The sequence below is a fragment of the Methanococcoides burtonii DSM 6242 genome (assembly GCF_000013725.1).
Classification (GTDB): Archaea; Halobacteriota; Methanosarcinia; order Methanosarcinales; family Methanosarcinaceae; genus Methanococcoides; species Methanococcoides burtonii.
On sequence record NC_007955.1, the window covers coordinates 2,074,809 to 2,092,326 of the forward strand.

Consider the following 17,518-nt stretch of genomic DNA (forward strand, 5'->3'; position numbering starts at 1 on the left):
CAGGTTAATATATCATTGCAAATATATATTGTTATATGGTGCCGCTATCCCCCAAGAGATCATTCATTAAAAACACAGATGGAGTTTCTGTTGTTGTTGGTGAGATAATGATGACTGCTATCGTAGTAATAGCAGTATCTTTCATTGCAGCTTCTGTTCTTTCTTATGAAGGTCCTTCCGATGTGCCCAATGTGGATGTAATTGGGTGGGTAGATGTTGGGGCAGATACTGTGAATTTCAGGCACACCGGTGGTGAAACCGTTGATGGTCAAGACATTAGACTGAACCTTAACTTGAATGGTTCTGCTATCAAGCTATCTTCTCAGGAAATACAGTCTATATACGGGAAACCACAATGGGAACTTGGGGATATTATTTCCATTAATGCTTCATCTTTGTGGGGACTAAACATCAGCGATGATGACTATGTGTCTTCTGCGCTAGTACATACTCCTTCAAATATTGTTATCATGAGTGGTCCTCTTCTTGGGGATGAAATCAGTTCAGGTGGTAGTCTTGGTAGTCTGCCACAGGTCCTTATCTCTTCTGGCTGGCCTTTTAATGAAAATGGTGGAACTATTGCTTATGATGCCGTTAATGACAATGATGGCACATTGACCGGGGTTGACTGGGTATCCGGTATAAGTGGTTCAGGTATTAGATTCCACGATGATAGTGACGTGGTTCGCGTGGAAAATAGCATTTCATTAAATCCAAAATCTGAAATAACTCTGGAAGCATGGGTCAAATGGGCAATAGATCCGAACGATGGTGAAAATTGGGCTAACATCCTTAACAAGGATGGTGAAGACCAGTACCAGTTGCAACACACCTATGGCAATAATCGGTTTGAATTTGCTGTTAATACCGATGATGGAAGGGACTGGATAAGTTCCACTACAGCACCTCAAAAAGAAATCTGGTATCATGTTGTAGGTGTTTACAGTTCTTATGATCAGGAGATCGCCATATACGTCAATGGGGTTAAAGAAAGATCTGCTGTACACGAAGGGGATATTGCTATATCAAGTGCCCCTTTTTTGATAGGGGAACATCTCATTTCTGACCGCAGTTTCAATGGTATTATTGATGAAGTGTGGGTATATAATACAAGACTCACGGATGAACAGATAAAGGCAAGACATGATCTGAACAAACCCACGGTCATCAATAGTGCATACTGGACATTCAATGAGGATAGTGGTACTGTCGCTTACGATTCGATTGGTGATCACGATGGTGATGTAATGGGCGCTACATGGGTATCCGGTCTTAATGACAGTGCACTTGAGTTCGATGGTAGCAATGATCATGTGAGTGTGGATTCTTCGATAATTGAAAATTATCCTTTTTCAGTCAGTGCATGGATAAAGAACTCCGGGTCCAATAAAGATGAGGTTATTATCAGTATGGCAGATAGTTCTGCTACAAATGCATATTATGGTATGTATCTCGATAAGACGAAAGGACTTACAATTGCTGCAAAGAACACAGCCTTAAAAGAAGTTTCCAGTACAGTAGATGTAACGGATGGTAACTGGCACTATGTCGTTGGAGTGTTCGCCTCTGCGATCGACAGGAAACTCTATGTTGACGGTGTGCTCAATGGGACTGATACACGCACAGTTCCATTCAATAGTGATTTTGATAGATGGAACATTGGTCGTTGGGCCGACAAAACTCCTTCAGCATATTTCAACGGGGTTATCGATGAAGCCAGCATAACCGACAGGGAGCTGAGTGCATCTGAGATAATGAACAATTATTTGCAATTGAAACCTCAGGAGGTGACAATACCTGTGACTACATTCACGTCCTTCTGGGCATTCAATGAGGGGACAGGTATCAATGTTGTTGATTCTATGGGCGGTAATGATGGAACTCTCAAATCTGGTGCATCATGGGTATCAGGTGTCAACGGTACTGCTCTTTCTCTTGATGACAGGACTGAATATGTGGTCGTAAATGACAATAGTTCACTTGATCTTAGTACGGAAGGTAGTATTGATACATGGATAAAACTGAATTCTCATATTGCAAACGCCGGTATCGTGCATAAGGGCGACCGTAAATCAAAATCTGACAAAGCATATTCTCTTGAGTTTGATAATGACGAACACGTAAGTCTCGTCCTTTACAATTCATCAGGTTCATTCCAGCAAGTAACTTCTGTCACCAAACTTGAGCTGGATAAATGGTATCATCTGACGGGTACCTGGAATTCCTCTTCTATTGAAGTTTATATCAATGGTATACTTGATAGGTCTGAACAGAACACAATTGGTGCTGTCCGGAATACAGATGGTACATTGCAGATAGGTGCAAAGATCACTCAAAATGATGGAGCTAATAAAAAGTACGGTCTTGACGGCACTATTGATGAAGTTTATCTATCTAACAAAAAGATGACTTTATTTGATATCAGATCAAGGTATGAAATGAACAAACAAGACGAAATATCAGAAGGCACCTATGCATCTCAGATCATTTTTAACAAGCCTAACAAAGGCGGTGTCATTAAAGACGGTGGTTACATAAGCTTTACAAATGGCAATGATCATCGTCATGTTCGTATAGATGGTACAAAATATGATCTGGAAACCGGCGATTCTGTTAAGCTTGAAGTTGTAAATGATCAGACTTCAGCTACTATCTCCATGAATGATGTAAGTTCACAGATATCAGATTTTGACCTCAATGTTAAATTGTATATAAATGGTGACCTTAAAGATACTGGTAGGGTTACTAGCATTTATGCCAATCCGATGTCAGATTTTAGTTCCACTTTAAAATATGAACTTCCTTCTCATAACAGCCAGTCTTATTTGAAAGCTGATGAGATTACAATAATTGACTGGCATCCGGTAAACGATTCGGGTATCATTATCTCAAACATCGGGTTTTACAGCTCAGCCGGAACTGTCCTTACTTTGACCCCTTCGAGAACTTACTTAAAATCCAGTGGTTACTATCAATTAGTAACAAATGATCCTGTTATGTCATCCTTCTGGACTTTCAATGAAAACTCCGGAACCACTGTCCATGATTCTATTTCCAATCTGAACGGCGATGTTGAAGGTGCTGCATGGACCACTGGTTCTAATGGAAGTGGGCTAGACTTTGATGGGACAAATGATCATGTGTTTGTCCCGAATTCATCAGATTTTAAGTTCACTGATTCCATTACCATGATGGCATGGGTCAATTCGGACGTATCAAATACTGCAAAGATAGTTCAGAAAGGTGACTGGGGGGGATATGGACTGGGCCTCGATATCTGGAATGGATGGGGTGCTTCTGTATATTTCGATGGATCCGGCTCCCAATCCCTCCGGTGGGGTAGTGGTGTTCCTGAGAATGGTCGCTGGTATCATGTAGCTTTTACTTATGATGGATCCGCTATGAGACTCTATGTTGATGGCAGGGAGGTTAATAATGCAACAGTTTCAGGAGATCTTAAAGTCAACTCAAAGGATATCTACATTGGATCAGATGGAGTTACTCAAAAGTTCTTTGATGGTAAGATCGATGAGGTAGGGGTGCATCAAAATGCATTGACAGGAAATGAGATATATGAGATATACAATTCCTCCCGGCCAGTCACTACTAATGGCACAAAATACGTTTTATATAAAGTAAATTCATCTTATAATGATGCTGAAGAGCGAATTTCAAATGGAGCAATGGTCAGGACCAGTACAGATCTTGAATTGGTTCGTGAATCCACTGATCAGGAGGTCGGTGTCAGGTTTACAGGTGTGGCCATTCCACAAGGCAGCACCATCGAATCTGCAACTCTTGTGTTCGTTATTGATGAATATGAGTCAATGACTACGAATTTGAATATCTATGCTCACGATGCTGATGAATCTCCGAAGTTTGGTAGCAGACGTCATGATATCACACGTAGGGGAAAAACAACTCAATATGTTCAGTGGAACAGTATTCCTGCTCCTGCAGTCGGGGGGATTCTGGTCTCGCCGGATATATCTGATGTGGTTCAGGAAGTTATCGGCAGGCCTGGATGGTCTTCCGGCAATTCTCTTTCCATTATCATTAATGGTAATGGTAGAAGAACAGTTGAGTCCTATAATGGTGTTCCTTCCAGTGCACCATTACTGAACATAACATATAGTTGAGGGGGATTTCTACGAGAAATGTTCCATAAACGTTAAATCGATTCATGATAAGTTCTTCTCATGACAGATGTGATGCTACTTTGGGACAACCCTTTACTTTTTGAGAAGCTCTTTAAAGAGAATGGTCTTAAGTGTCAGCGTGTTCTTTCGACTTCTGTCGGAACTCCTTTTCTTCCTCCCTGCAAGTGTGTTGTGATCCCGACAGGATTTGCAAATCCTGCATATACTAAGATCTGTCCCGGGATCGAGAACAATGACAAGTCCTTTGAGAAGTTTGTCCTTGCCGGGGGTATTCTTGTGGTGTTCGGTGCACTAATGCCTGAATATGAGCACGATTGGTTGCCCATGAAACTTACCTATATAGAAAAGCATGGGGAGGTTGGGCTGGTGCAGGTATGGTCTCACGAGGTGTCCTGTATTGCAGATGTTCGGGAAAGTGTGGAATGTGATGGTTATTATTCAGAGACCGATGGGACGGTCGTAATTGAGAACAGTGAAGGAAATGCTGTGCTGGTAGTAAAGGAAATAGGGGATGGGCTGGTGATAGCCACGACCATCCATGAGTTCCCTTCGTCAGCATTCCTCAAATATATCAGTGAAAAAGCAAAACGATCGAAGATATGATCATTTCTGGCTATTGCGTAGCTGTTCGATATCTTCCTTTGCGTCAGAATATCTGAGAATGTATAGGCCACTACATGGTTTTATGAACTGGAATATCAGGTCGTCTCCTTTTATTCCGATGGGTATGGAGTCTCCTCCACGGAGCATGATCCCATGTAATTTGTAGCCGCCTTTGACGTGGTAGACCTCATCACATTCTTTCTTGATGAAGTCTTCGCATTCCTGGGGTGTGGCTCCTTTGAGGAGGATCTCATAGGGAATATCGTTTATACAGGCCATATTTTACACTATCTCAAGATCGCGTACACGAATGCCGCTTTCAACTATCTTTCCGACTATCTTTCCACCTGTCATCTCTGCAGCCTTTTCAGCATCTGCTTCAGGTAAGATGATGAGGAATCCCATTCCCATATTGAATGTGCGGTACATCTCAAGATCATCCACATTACCTTCTTCCTGTAGGAACTTAAATATGTTTCCTGGCTCGATCGGGTCAGTGAAGTCAAAACCAAGGCCTGTAACCCTTTTAAGTTTCAGCAGTCCGCTCCCTGTGATGTGTGCGAGTCCGTGAACATCACATTCCTTTATCACATCAAGGACTTCCATATAAATGCGGGTCGGGATAAGAAGTTCGTCTCCTATTGTGGTCTCTGTATTGTAAGAGAAATCTTCATGGTATGAATGTCCTGATTCCTTGATTATATCTCTCACAAGGGTGTAACCGTTACTGTGAACTCCATTGCTGGGTATTCCCACAAGTACATCTCCAAGCCTAACTTTCTCTCCGGTGATCACTTCTTCTTTCTTGACCATTCCAAGGCATGTACCTGCAAGATCGAACCCGTTCACGATCTCTGGCAGGGTTGCAGTTTCACCACCTACGATGCTCATTCTTGAGATCTCTGCACCTTTGACAAGTCCTTCTCCTATCTGGCTTGCAAAGTCATCAGAGTGTTTCTCAAGAGCAAGATAATCGACAAAACTGATGGGTTCTGCACCGATGGCAAGAAGGTCGTTGACGTTCATTGCGATACAATCGATGCCTACAGTGTTCCAGCGCTTCATCTCATTTGCTATAAGCACTTTTGAACCGACACCATCGGTTGCCATTGCAAGTGCATATTCGCCGAAATCGATAAGTCCTGCGTAGTGACCGATGCTTGTAAGAGGGGCACCGATACCTTCGCGTTTGTATGTCATTCCATTTGTAAGTGCCTTGATGGTCGATTCCTCTTTCTCGATGTCGACACCAGAATCTGCATATGTAAGATGTTTCTCGTTCATTTAATTCCCTCTTTTAGTTGCATCCGTTCTTTTTTCCGAGACCGAACTCACGATGCAGGACTTTCACTGCTTCTTCTGCATCTTCTTCCTTTACTACGAATGAAATGTTATGCTGGGACGAACCCTGGCTTATCATTATTACATTGATCTTTTCTTTCCCGAGAGCACCAAATATCTTCCCTGCAACACCCGGGCTGCCATCCATTCCAGCACCCACCACAGCGACCACACAAACATCTTCATCGTATGCGACCTCTCCGACAACACCTTCATTGAATGCATGCTCCAGGGATTTGATGGCCCTTTTAAGATGGGATTGTTCTATGACCAGTGACATGTTCGCTTCAGATGAGCTCTGGCTGATCATTATGATATTAACTCCAGCGTTCGCAAGAGTGGTAAATATTTTTGCAGCAGTTCCGATGGCACCTACCATACCTGCACCGCAAATGTTGATGGCTGCCACATTTCTTATTAATGTCACTGCTTTTGCTACCTCTTCACTGCAATTCTGGTCTGCAACGATGAGGGTTCCGGGGAACTGTGTGTCAAACGTGTTCTTCACACGTACAGGTATTCCATGGATGATGGCAGGTTCTATGGCTCTTGGATGCAACACCTTAGCACCGAAATATGATAGTTCCATTGCTTCGATGTATGATATCTGTGATATCGTAGATGCTTCTGGTACTATTTTCGGGTCAGTGGTCATGATACCGTGAACCTCTTTCCACAACCATATCTCATCTGCCTGGATCGCAGCACCGATCAGGGATGCAGTGAAATCGGAACCTCCGCGTCCGAGAGTGGTTATAATGCCATTCTTGTCTTCTGCAATGAATCCTGTGACTACCGGAATTGAATTTTCCACAAGAGGTCCAACAACTTCTTTTATCTGCGCATAGCTTTTTTTCAGAGGTCTGGCGTTTCCGTAGTTCTCTGTAGTGTTGATACCTGCCTCTCCACCCGTAAATGGTTTAGAATCGATTCCCATGGAACGTATCGAACCACTGATTATGGGGACTGCAAGTCGTTCTCCATAAGATGAGATATAATCTATGGAACGCGGGGTAAGCTCTCCAAGATAGCAGATACCTATAAGGGCCTTTTCAAGTTCATCGATGCGGATGTCGATGGTCTCAATGACCTCATCGGCGATCCTTTCATTATCGATTGCATCACTTATCGCATCATAGTGCTTTTTTGCAAGCTCTGCCATGAACTCTTTTACCTGCGAGACCTTGCCTTTTTGTGATGCTTCCGCTGCGTTTGTAAGAATCCCATCAGTAACACCACCAAGGGCTGAAGTAATAGCTACAACCTGATCGCCTCCTTCTTTATAGCCTATCAGTAGTTGTGCAACATGGCGTATCTTCTTTCCATCTGCAATGGATGTTCCGCCGAATTTCATTACATATCTCATAGATGATCACATTTGTAAATTGAGCTTGATTTGAATGTGGCTATAAGGACAGCAGTGTAATATAAAGATTATGAAAGACAAAATGATGGCATTGGGCTAAGATCAAAAAAGGAGATCAGCTAAATTCCCTTTTTAAGAAGAACACAGTAAGTGCAATTAGTATTGCAACAACGATGTAGCTAAAACCACTTGATCCTTTGACATCATCGACAGAATCTGAAACGACGTCTGATACAGCATCAGTTAGATTATCACTACCTGGTATCATTTCATCTATCTTACTCATGTTCTCTACGTCTAAGCTCGTCTCTTTTATTGTCTCGGTTATAGAGTTGCTTTTCTCTACGGTGAATGAGCTATCCTCTGAAGATACAGAGCCATCTTCAGACACAATGGTTATGGTGACCTCATGTTTTCCTGCATCCATTTCTTCTGTGACCGCTGGGTATTTTCCCTCATCCACTTCTTTGCGAGTATCTATCAGCTCATCATCCACATATACTTTTATTTCGGATGCATCATTATCAAGTTCATAGTAGATTATGGCGCGCTCGTTTTCCCTGACTACATTTCCTGCAAGACCTTCTACTGTTATTTCCACATTATTTTCGATTATCACATCCTCTCTTTGTGTAACCTCTTTCAGGAAAACGGTAGTTTCAGTGCTATCAAAAAAATCATATATTGTTGCAATCACAATTGTTGTTATCTCTCCGTTAACGGCCTTGTAATGGCTGAATATCTCACCTTTTTCCATATCGTTTATCTCTTTGACGAGGTGACCGTTCTTTTCCAGTGTTATGGTTATGGTCTCTTCTTCATCGTCATAGTTGGATGCTTTTAGTGAAAATCCTTCTTCCAGATTAAGTTCGTCTCCTATATCTATCGACCTTGAATCATCATATATCAAAAGATCATTGAGTTTCTCTTCAGGATTGCGGAATTGCTCTATCCTTATTTTTGCAGAGGCAGGATCCTTGGAAACTACATCTTTTGGCGTGACCCGGAACACAAGATAATCCTTGTCTTCGTCATCATCATCCTCTGCTTCAACGGTTAATATGTATTCGAAAGGGTCATCTTCTTGTCCGGTCCCATCTCCATCTTTGACAACCTTTCCATCACGCAATACCTCTACCCAGACATCTCCATCGTTCTCGTTGATATCTACGATATGCAGGGTATATCCCTGATCAAGTGTAAGCTTGGTACCAATATTTATCACACTTTCAGAGTAGTGTATTATCGGTTCGGTCGGGTCAAGTGCTGTTACAGGGGTAATTGCAAACAGCATAACAAAAATTCCTATGAGTACAAAACGTATATATTTCATTAAACTTCACCATTCACGAAGGTACTTAAACATTGTTAAAAAGGGAGCATTGTGTTTATATCTTTATCGACACATCCAATTGAGCGTTTGTTTCTTTATGAAAAAGAGGTGTATCATTGAAATATATTATTCTCATTGGTGATGGAATGGCCGATCATCCGCTGGAAGAGTTGGGTGGCATGACCGCCCTCCAGAAAGCTAACACTCCGAACATGGACCAGATGACAAAGAACGGTCTTGCAGGTCTTGCGATAAATGTTCCTGAGGGCTATTCTCCGGGAAGCGATGTTGCTAACATGTCTGTTATGGGGTATGACCCTGCTTTGTATTATTCGGGACGTGCCCCCCTTGAAGCTGCAAGCATGGGTATCCCATTGGAAGTGAACGATGTGGCTTTCAGGTGTAATCTTATCACCATTAGGGATGGCCTTATTACAGACCACAGTGCCGGTCATATTACGAGTGAGGAAGCAAGGGAACTTATAGAAGCGGTGGATGCTGAGCTTGGAAGTGAGGGCTTGAAATTCTATCCGGGTATCAGCTATCGTCACCTTCTTGTTGCATCCAATGGTCTTGGGGCAAATGCAGATTGTACTCCTCCTCATGATGTTATTGATGGGGAGATAAATGACCATATGCCCAGGGGGGATGGCAGTGATGTACTTGGAAAGCTTATCGAAGGTTCCATCCCGATACTGGAGGGGCATCCAATAAACGAGAAGAGGATCTCAGAGGGCAAGAATCCTGGGAATTCGGTGTGGTTCTGGGGGCAGGGGTATGCACCGAGCTTCCGTACGTTCGAAGATCTTTATGGACTTACCGGGTCGGTAATCTCAGCAGTGGACCTTATAATGGGACTCGGGATATATGCGGGTCTTGATGTTATCGAAGTTCCCGGAGCTACCGGATATCTTGATACCAACTATGTGGGTAAAGCGGAATTTGCCATGGCATCTCTAAAGGATAAGGATTTTGTAGTTGTCCATGTTGAAGCTCCGGATGAGGCCGGCCATATGGGTGATATTGAAGCTAAGTTGCAGGCGATCGAAGATTTCGATGAGAAGGTTGTGGGTACGGTCCTTCGTGCTGCAAGGGAAAGTGATGAAGATTACACTATAGTTGTTCTTCCTGACCATCCGACCCCTATAGCTCTCAGGACACATACTTCGGAACCAGTTCCTTTCGTGATGTATTCCACACTTGAGGATGAGGTTGATGATGTGGAGACTTTCGATGAGGATGCTATGAAAAAAGGATCTCTTGGAATTGTGCGGGGGTGTGACCTCGTTCAACTCATGATGGAACGGGCAAAACAGGCTTAAAGCGGCCTATGTATCTCTTTTCTCATATCATTTTTTTTTAGACCGTCATCCTTTTATTCCTGCCATCCCAACTGTTTATTGCATAAATATTATGGGAGTGGTATATATATGAAATTTGGATTAGTACGTAGGGGTTCCTCTGATGTTTCACGCTGGGATCCGTTTGATGAGATCAGGCAGACTCAGGAACACCTCAATCAGTTATTAAGGGAAGTCTCTCCTTTCGGGGGATTGTTCGAAGGTAAATCAAGGGCACCTTTGATGGACATCAAGGAAGAGGATAATAACGTTATCGTTACGACTGATCTTCCTGGAATTGATAAAGAGGATGTTGAGATCAGTGTGAATAATAATATTCTTGAGATCCATGCAGAGTTCAAGAAGGAAAGTGAGTCTGAAAAGGAAGGTTACGTACAAAAAGAGCGCACCTATAGTAGCTTCTCAAGATCTGCTGTTCTTCCCTCCGTGGTTTCGGATGAAGGTGTAAAAGCAAAGTTGGAAGCCGGTGTATTGACCATAACGCTTCCAAAGACAAAAGCTGAAGAAAAAACAAAGATCAAGATCGAGTGATCGACCTTCTTCTCTTTTTTACCCACCTGATAGTTTGCGGCATCAGTTAGAGTTTATCGTCATATTTTGCTCGGTCGGGGTAACTCTCATCATCGCCGCAATACTGTTTATGTGGATAGTATTATTTACCATGTTATTATTATTTTCGATACAATCTTGATCGAGGTATCATTTTGAAGATGGAACTTTTTACTGTGGATGATCTGCCACTAATCAAAGAAGGCGACAATATTGCGGCTATGATATGTGAACGAACACAACCTGAGTCGCATGATGTGATCGTTATTGCATCGACCATTGTTGCGAAATCAGAGGCTGCAACTATTCTTAAGGATGCGATAATCCCCTCCGAACGTGCTGTTGCAATGGCGAAGAAGTGTGGTACCGATCCTGCGCTTGTACAGGTGGTACTTGACAACAGTGTCGAACAGATCGTTGAATTCCCGGTTCTGCTTGTTGAGAACCTTAACGGTCATGTAAGTATAAACGCTGGTATTGATGATTCCAATGTGGATGATAGGTATTTTCTGCATATGCCGCATGATCCGGATGGGTCCGCGAAGTCCATTGGACTGCATATCGCTGAGCTATGCGGGAAGGATGTCAGCGTCATCATTACTGATACGAATGGTCGGGCCTTTAAGATCGGGCAGACTGGTGTTGCGGTAGGTGTCTATGGTGTCCACCCTATCAAGGACTGGCGGGGCGAGAAAGACCTTTTCGGGAAAGTGCTTGAGATAACCGAGGAAGCGGTGGCTGATGAAATTGCATCGGCAGCCAACCTGTTGATGGGTGAGGCAGCAGGGTCAACTCCTGTGGTAATTGTACGGGGGCTTAACCTTTACAGTAGTGATGATGTGTCTGTAAAAGAAATGTATCGCCGGGAAGGCGAGGATATTATTAGAAAAGGATTGAAGTGTCTTCGTCATTCCTGAGGTGGAATGTACACCATTTCAACGCCTGCTGCGTCGAAGAATTCCTTGGTGTCGGTGTCAGGGTATGAAGTACTGTATACCACCTTGGTGATGTTGGAATTGATTATCATCTTTGCACAAAGGATGCATGGCTGGTGGGTACAGTAAACTGTTGCACCACCTATGCTGACTCCGTGAAGGGCTGCCTGTATGATGGCGTTCTGTTCTGCATGTACTGCCCTGCATTTCTCATGGCGGGTTCCTGATGCGATATTGTTCTGCTGTCTTATGCAGCCGATCTCAAGACAATGTTCCATATTGCTTGGTGCGCCGTTGTAGCCGGTCGAAAGAATTCTCTTGTTCCTTACGATGACGGCACCGACCTTGTTCCTAAGGCAGGTGGAACGTTTTGAGACAACTGATGCTATCTCCAGGAAATATTCATCTATGGAAGGTCTTTCAGTCATGTGTTAAATGAAAATAGCAAGTAGTATATATAAGTTGTAGTGTATGATTCTGAGAATAGTAACGATTATTATATGTGATATATTTTTGATAATGGAGCATTAAGAATGGCAGCCATTTTAACAGAGTATCTTGACTCTTTTGTACGGAGTTGCGATGATAAGAAATTGATCGCGATCCCACTTGCAGTGTTGGTGCTTTCCCTTTTAGTTTCGGGATTCGTATTTGCAACGACCGGAGCACCGGTGAAGCTTGGGATGGAATTTGAAGGCGGAACGATGATCGCTTTTGAGACGCAGGAATCTGCAGAAGCCCTTGAGCTTGCATATTCAACTCATTCCCTTGTCGATGTCCGTAAGACCGGAGACCGTGCTATTCTACAGTTCGGCCCGATGGATAGTGAATCTCAGTCTGAGCTTGAAAAGGCAATAACTTCCAAGTATAGCAGTGTGGAGATAAAACAGATAGGTGCATTGTACGGTAAGGAATTGCAGACACAGGCATTGATAGCTCTTTGTCTTTCGTTCATAGGTATGGCCCTTGTTGTGTTCCTTATTTTCAGAACGGCGGTACCATCACTTGCTGTGGTGCTCTCCGCATTCTCAGATATTGCCATAGCTATTGGTTTTATGAACCTTGTGGGGATCGAGCTGTCCCTTGGAACTGTTGCAGCACTGTTGATGCTGATCGGTTATTCGGTAGACAGTGATATATTGTTGACCACCCGTGTCCTTAAGAGAAGGGGCAGTCCTGATGAGAACATCGGGCGTGCGATGCACACCGGTATCACCATGACGACTACCACGCTTGCTGCGTTGGTCGTGATGTATGTTGTTTCCACTTTCTCTTATCTGGTGACCTCTTCTGTTTCACAGATAAATCTACTTTCCGATATTGCGATAGTCCTTATATTTGGACTGGCTGCTGATCTGATGAATACATGGCTACTTAATACTGGTATCCTGAGGTGGCATGTTCGCCGCAGTACTCCAAGGAGGCGAAGGGCATGAGAGAAGAGGAAGTTCCAAAAGGATTGAAGAATGATATGCGTGTCTGGTTACTGATCGCAGCTGTAGTTCTCTCCGTTGTGATGATAGGTCCTGGTTATTCTGCTGAAGAGGGTCTGAACACCGATCTTAATTATGGTCTTGATCTTGAAGGTGGTTCCTGGATACAGATCAAGTTGCAGGGTGCTGTTACTCAACTGGATGCCGACATCTCAATGCTGGTGACGGAAATTGTGGAGTCTGCGATCGATGCCCCTATTCATATCATAAGTGTTACGGGGAATACCGGTGAGGGTTATTCCAATGCTGGTAATACTGTCACGTTCACGACCAGTGCATATGTCTCTGACCTTCAGATAGATCTTTTAGGTCTCGGGGAGTCCGACATCTCATACTCTGATGATATAAGTAATATTGTGCTTTTCACGGACAAACAAACCCTTATCATGCAATACCTTTCCAAAGCTCTCAATACTGAGGTCGTTCCTCTTTTTATTGGGGATGATGTTGAGTACGAGATACGTACCGGTGTCTCTCTGGAAGAATTGCAGGCATTGATGGTTCCGGTTGGAGGCAATGTTCTTACGGGAAGTGACGGGGATGCGATATTCAGGGAAGGGGTCAGGACCGAGACACGGGACATGACCCGTGATATCCTTAGTGAAAAACTGAACTCACTTGGTCTTAAGGATATACCTGTGCGTACTGTTGGTGATGAGTATATACTGATCGATTTCGCAGGTACTGATCTCACTACTGCAAAGGACATAGTCGAGAAACCAGGTAAGTTCGAGATACGCATGCAAACCACTGGAAATGAAAGTGTGCATGTGCTCTATGGTGATTCTATCGAAAAAGTGGGTATCGTTACCCAGATGGATGGTTACTGGAACACTCCTTTCACTCTTGATGAAGATGGTGCTTTTGCTTTGCAAAAGATCGCGATCGAGTCAGGTGCTATCAATGATCCGAATTCACATCTGCTCTACATGTATCTGGATGACAGGGAGGTATATGGTGCACCATTGAGCTATTCCGCGGCTTCAACACTGAACGAACATCCTATTTATTCATGGCAGGCTTCTACAGGTGCCGATGAGGATGGTAAAACACAGGCTGAACAGCTTCAGATACATTTACGTGCAGGTGCGTTGCCTGTGAACGTTGTGCTTATGGGCTCCGGTCAGGTTGATGCTGCATTGGGTGCCCAGTTCAAGAGGCAGGTGGCTTTAGCAGGACTTTTCGCATTGTTAGCAGTGGCTGCAGTGGTGTTCAGGCGATACCATCAAAAGGAGATCCTGTTGCCGATGGTAGGTACTTCGATCTGTGAGGTCATAATGATACTCGGATTTGCTGGTGCTGTTAACTGGCAGCTCGACCTTGCGGCGATAGCTGGTATTATTGCGGCTATAGGTACAGGTATCGACCATCTTGTGATAATCACTGATGAAGTTCTGTATGAAGGCAAGCTTCCATCCACCAAGGTCTATATGGAAAGGATCACTAAGGCATTTGCTATTATATTTGCAGCTGCAGCAACGACTATGATCGCGATGTCACCTCTGGTGATCATGGGATTCGGTGCTCTCAGGGGATTTGCCATCACCACAATAGTTGGTGTGCTTATCGGTGTGCTTATTGCAAGACCTGTATATGGTAAAGTGATCAAAGTGGTCCTTGACAAAGCAGAATGATGGTTGTTTGGAGTTTGTTCAATGAATGATCTATGGACTGTAAAATACCGGCCTCAGAAGCTTGAGGATATTGTGGGGAACGGGGAGTCTGTGAATTCTCTTGTCCATCTTGTGGGGTCGGGCAACCTCCCTCATCTTGTTTTTCACGGACCGGTGAATTCCGGAAAGTCTTCCACAGCGTTTGCTCTGGCATACGAGCTTTATGGGGAATATTATGAGAACAATTTCACTTACTTCAATGCTTCTGATTTCTTTGATCAGGGGAAACGCTATCTTGTGAGGGATAAGCGTTTTGTTCACATTATCGGTACCGATGATCCCAAAAAGATATATTCCAGTGTTATTTCCATATTCAAGGAAGTCATTAATGAATTTGCAGGCATGGGGTCATTGGATGCAGATTATAAGATAATATTCATCGACAACGTTGAATCTCTGGAAACCGGTGCTCAACATGCTTTAAGGCGGATAATGGAAAAATATACCCGGACATGCAGGTTCATATTATCTACCACCCAACCTTCAAAACTGATCGCTCCTTTGCGGTCAAGAGGGCTGGAATTGTTCTTTACCTATGTGCCGGACGATGCACTCAGGTCATTTGTGATCTCGGTAGCAGAGAAGGAAGCTATCTCAATTTCAGATGATGGGTACGATGCCCTTCTTTATTATGCAGGGGGTAATGTTTCCAAAGCCCTTCTGACACTTCAGTTCGCGGTTATGAACCATCCCGGTAAAACGATCACAGGGGAAATTCTTTATGAAGAAGCGCTAGGTGATGTGTCGAAAAATGTGACCGAGCTTCATAATGCTGCTATTGAGCATGATGTACTGAAGGCAAGAAAACTGATCGATACGCTTCTTATCGAAGAAGGTTTTACGGGGGACGAGGTATTGCAGCAGTTACATTCTGTGGTCGTGGAATCCGGTAGGGTTGAAGGTGAGGTTGCAAAGGCCATCTGCAGGATTGCGGACACGGATGCAATGGTTATAGACAGTGCTAATCCACGGATCCATCTGGAGAAGTTGGTTACGGAACTTTATTGATATCTGGTTTTGACTATGACATCGGAAGTTAATGATAATTTCAGGGTTGCATGCCGAAAGTTGCTGGATATGGTGCTTGATGGTGAGATCTCTGACGAGAAGCAATTGACCAAGGCGAAAAAGGTTATCAGCAAAGAGTACAGGCTATCCACTCTCCCTAAACATCCTGATATTATTATGGTGGGTACAGATGAGGAGCAGAAGCTCGTTCGTGATCTTCTTCGCCGAAAGCCTGTTCGGACTATCTCTGGAGTGGCGGTAATAGCGGCAATGACATCTCCCTGTGAGTGTCCTCACGGGGTATGTATTCCTTGTCCTGGAGGCCCGAAGTCCTCTTTCAATTCTCCTCAAAGCTATATGGGTCAGGAACCTGCTACAATGAGGGCGATGCAATATGAGTATGATCCTTATCGCATTGTCTCTGGTCGTCTTTCCCAGTTAAAGCATATAGGCCATGATGTGGACAAGGCAGAGCTTATTGTCATGGGTGGTACGTTCTCCTCACGTGCTATTGATTATCAGGAATGGTACACTAAGAGATGCCTTGAGGCCATGAACGATTTTTCCGGTACACAGTGGCGTGAAGACATAAAAGTTATCGGAGATGTCGTTCCTTATGTGACGGTCGAAGATGTCCAGAGGGCGAATGAGACCGCTATTGTCCGTAATACGGGCATAACCTTTGAAACAAGACCGGATTGGACAAATACTGATCATGTGGACCGGATGCTTGATCTGGGTGCTACCAAGGTCGAGATCGGTGTGCAAAGTGTATATGATTTCGTGCTTGAAAGAATGCGGAGGGGTCATAGTGTTCAGGATTCGGTAGATTCGAACCGGGTGCTACGGGATAGTGCACTGAAGGTGGGTTTCCATATGATGCCACATCTTCCGGGAATGGATTCTGCAAGGGACCTTAGGGGATTCAAAAAGCTGTTCTCTGATAGTAATTTCATGCCGGATTATCTCAAGATCTATCCTACACTGGTGACGGAAGGTACTGAACTATATGATATGTGGTCGGGAGGGGAATATGAGGCTCTCGGTGATGAGGAGGCTATCGAGCTTCTGGCCGACATCAAGGCAATTCTGCCTAAGTGGGTCCGTATGCAGCGTATCCAGAGGGATATTCCGTCCCCTCAGATATTCGCAGGCGTGAAGAAAAGCAATGTAAGACAGCTTGCGAAGGAACGTCTCGAGTCAAGGGGTGTTAAGTGTAAGTGTATACGTTGCAGGGAAGTCGGTCATAATGTCCTCAAAGGGAATGAACCTGATGTCGATAGTATAGAGCTTACCATCGATACATACGATTCTTGTGGCGGAAAGGAACATTTCCTTTCGTTCGAGGATGTCAGTACTGATATCCTTATAGGCTTCTTACGTCTTCGGTTCCCGAATACACCTCACAGGGAAGAATTGCAGGATGCTGCATTGGTGAGGGAACTTCATGTGTACGGTTCTATGGTTCCGGTGGGCAAAGGTGCTGTGGGTATGGACTGGCAGCATAGGGGCTATGGTGCTGAATTATTAGAGAATGCAGAAATTCTGGCAAAAGATGCAGGGTATTTAAAAGTTTCTATCATTAGTGGTATTGGTGTAAGACAGTATTATCGCAAGTTTGGATATTATCGAGATGGTGTATATATGTCAAAAATGATATGAAGTGTCACTAATCTCTTTTGTTCGCATTGTGTTT

At 43.8% G+C, this 17,518-nt stretch carries 14 protein-coding genes; 9 read left to right on the forward strand and 5 right to left on the reverse strand.

What is annotated here, in order from left to right; translation table 11 throughout:
- The first annotated feature begins 35 nt into the window (after positions 1-35).
- Together MBUR_RS13105 and MBUR_RS10235 are read left to right on the forward strand one after the other, a co-directional pair.
- A complete protein-coding gene (locus tag MBUR_RS13105) occupies positions 36-4,139 on the forward strand; it encodes a LamG-like jellyroll fold domain-containing protein (protein ID WP_011499997.1) in 4,104 nt (1,367 codons plus the stop codon).
- A gap of 60 nt (positions 4,140-4,199) precedes the next feature.
- The gene (locus tag MBUR_RS10235) at positions 4,200-4,763 is read left to right on the forward strand and encodes a hypothetical protein (protein ID WP_011499998.1); all 564 of its coding nucleotides are present in this window, start codon (positions 4,200-4,202) and stop codon (positions 4,761-4,763) included.
- Here the strand turns inward: MBUR_RS10235 and MBUR_RS10240 are convergent, their stop codons facing one another.
- The 4 genes from MBUR_RS10240 to MBUR_RS10255 form a co-directional block, all read right to left on the reverse strand.
- On the reverse strand, positions 4,764-5,042 hold the full coding sequence (locus MBUR_RS10240) for a DUF1894 domain-containing protein (protein ID WP_011499999.1): 279 nt from the start codon (positions 5,040-5,042) through the stop codon (positions 4,764-4,766).
- A 3-nt stretch (positions 5,043-5,045) separates the two neighbouring features.
- The gene (gene purM, locus MBUR_RS10245; protein WP_011500000.1) at positions 5,046-6,047 is read right to left on the reverse strand and encodes a phosphoribosylformylglycinamidine cyclo-ligase; all 1,002 of its coding nucleotides are present in this window, start codon (positions 6,045-6,047) and stop codon (positions 5,046-5,048) included.
- A 13-nt stretch (positions 6,048-6,060) separates the two neighbouring features.
- Positions 6,061-7,470: an aspartate kinase gene (locus MBUR_RS10250; protein ID WP_011500001.1), complete on the reverse strand. Its 1,410-nt coding sequence runs from the start codon at positions 7,468-7,470 to the stop codon at positions 6,061-6,063.
- Between the two features lie 115 nt (positions 7,471-7,585).
- The gene (locus MBUR_RS10255; protein WP_011500002.1) at positions 7,586-8,803 is read right to left on the reverse strand and encodes a hypothetical protein; all 1,218 of its coding nucleotides are present in this window, start codon (positions 8,801-8,803) and stop codon (positions 7,586-7,588) included.
- 116 nt (positions 8,804-8,919) lie between these two features.
- Between MBUR_RS10255 and MBUR_RS10260 the strand changes: the two genes are divergently transcribed.
- The 3 genes from MBUR_RS10260 (at position 8,920) to MBUR_RS10270 (ending at position 11,630) form a co-directional block, all read left to right on the forward strand.
- Positions 8,920-10,125 (forward strand): cofactor-independent phosphoglycerate mutase, encoded by a 1,206-nt coding sequence (locus tag MBUR_RS10260; protein WP_011500003.1) that lies wholly within the window; start codon positions 8,920-8,922, stop codon positions 10,123-10,125.
- Positions 10,126-10,233: 108 nt separating this feature from the next.
- Entirely contained in the window at positions 10,234-10,695 is a 462-nt protein-coding gene (locus tag MBUR_RS10265) for an Hsp20/alpha crystallin family protein (protein ID WP_011500004.1), read from the forward strand.
- Positions 10,696-10,868: 173 nt separating this feature from the next.
- Complete coding sequence (locus tag MBUR_RS10270) at positions 10,869-11,630, forward strand: coenzyme F420-0:L-glutamate ligase (protein WP_048063376.1); 762 nt, start codon at positions 10,869-10,871, stop codon at positions 11,628-11,630.
- Here the strand turns inward: MBUR_RS10270 and MBUR_RS10275 are convergent.
- A complete protein-coding gene (locus MBUR_RS10275; RefSeq protein WP_011500006.1) occupies positions 11,621-12,076 on the reverse strand; it encodes a deoxycytidylate deaminase in 456 nt (151 codons plus the stop codon). The genes MBUR_RS10270 and MBUR_RS10275 overlap by 10 nt on opposite strands.
- Positions 12,077-12,181: 105 nt before the next feature.
- Between MBUR_RS10275 and MBUR_RS10280 the strand changes: the two genes are divergently transcribed.
- Genes MBUR_RS10280 through MBUR_RS10295 form a run of 4 tightly spaced genes read left to right on the forward strand, consistent with a single transcriptional unit; the run spans position 12,182 to position 17,484 of the window.
- On the forward strand, positions 12,182-13,084 hold the full coding sequence (locus tag MBUR_RS10280) for a protein translocase subunit SecF (RefSeq protein WP_011500007.1): 903 nt from the start codon (positions 12,182-12,184) through the stop codon (positions 13,082-13,084).
- Positions 13,081-14,775, forward strand: a complete 1,695-nt coding sequence (locus MBUR_RS10285) for a preprotein translocase subunit SecD (RefSeq protein WP_011500008.1) — start codon at positions 13,081-13,083, stop codon at positions 14,773-14,775. The genes MBUR_RS10280 and MBUR_RS10285 overlap by 4 nt, the downstream gene beginning before the upstream one ends.
- A 21-nt stretch (positions 14,776-14,796) precedes the next feature.
- The gene (locus MBUR_RS10290) at positions 14,797-15,822 is read left to right on the forward strand and encodes an AAA family ATPase (protein ID WP_011500009.1); all 1,026 of its coding nucleotides are present in this window, start codon (positions 14,797-14,799) and stop codon (positions 15,820-15,822) included.
- 15 nt (positions 15,823-15,837) lie between these two features.
- Positions 15,838-17,484 carry a tRNA uridine(34) 5-carboxymethylaminomethyl modification radical SAM/GNAT enzyme Elp3 gene (locus MBUR_RS10295; RefSeq protein WP_011500010.1) on the forward strand — a complete coding sequence of 549 codons (1,647 nt, stop codon included), beginning with the start codon at positions 15,838-15,840 and terminating at the stop codon, positions 17,482-17,484.
- Positions 17,485-17,518: the final 34 nt, after the last annotated feature.

Bases quoted from the DNA above. Each gene is read 5' to 3' on its own strand.
- MBUR_RS10265 (WP_011500004.1), top strand. From the start codon at position 10,234: ATGAAATTTGGATTAGTACGTAGGGGTTCCTCTGATGTTTCACGCTGG.
- MBUR_RS10275 (WP_011500006.1), bottom strand. From the start codon at position 12,076: ATGACTGAAAGACCTTCCATAGATGAATATTTCCTGGAGATAGCATCA.
- MBUR_RS10250 (WP_011500001.1), bottom strand. From the start codon at position 7,470: ATGAGATATGTAATGAAATTCGGCGGAACATCCATTGCAGATGGAAAG.
- MBUR_RS10290 (WP_011500009.1), top strand. From the start codon at position 14,797: ATGAATGATCTATGGACTGTAAAATACCGGCCTCAGAAGCTTGAGGAT.
- MBUR_RS10280 (WP_011500007.1), top strand. From the start codon at position 12,182: ATGGCAGCCATTTTAACAGAGTATCTTGACTCTTTTGTACGGAGTTGC.
- MBUR_RS10285 (WP_011500008.1), top strand. From the start codon at position 13,081: ATGAGAGAAGAGGAAGTTCCAAAAGGATTGAAGAATGATATGCGTGTC.
- MBUR_RS10240 (WP_011499999.1), bottom strand. From the start codon at position 5,042: ATGGCCTGTATAAACGATATTCCCTATGAGATCCTCCTCAAAGGAGCC.
- MBUR_RS13105 (WP_011499997.1), top strand. From the start codon at position 36: ATGGTGCCGCTATCCCCCAAGAGATCATTCATTAAAAACACAGATGGA.
- MBUR_RS10235 (WP_011499998.1), top strand. From the start codon at position 4,200: ATGACAGATGTGATGCTACTTTGGGACAACCCTTTACTTTTTGAGAAG.
- MBUR_RS10295 (WP_011500010.1), top strand. From the start codon at position 15,838: ATGACATCGGAAGTTAATGATAATTTCAGGGTTGCATGCCGAAAGTTG.
- MBUR_RS10255 (WP_011500002.1), bottom strand. From the start codon at position 8,803: ATGAAATATATACGTTTTGTACTCATAGGAATTTTTGTTATGCTGTTT.
- purM (WP_011500000.1), bottom strand. From the start codon at position 6,047: ATGAACGAGAAACATCTTACATATGCAGATTCTGGTGTCGACATCGAG.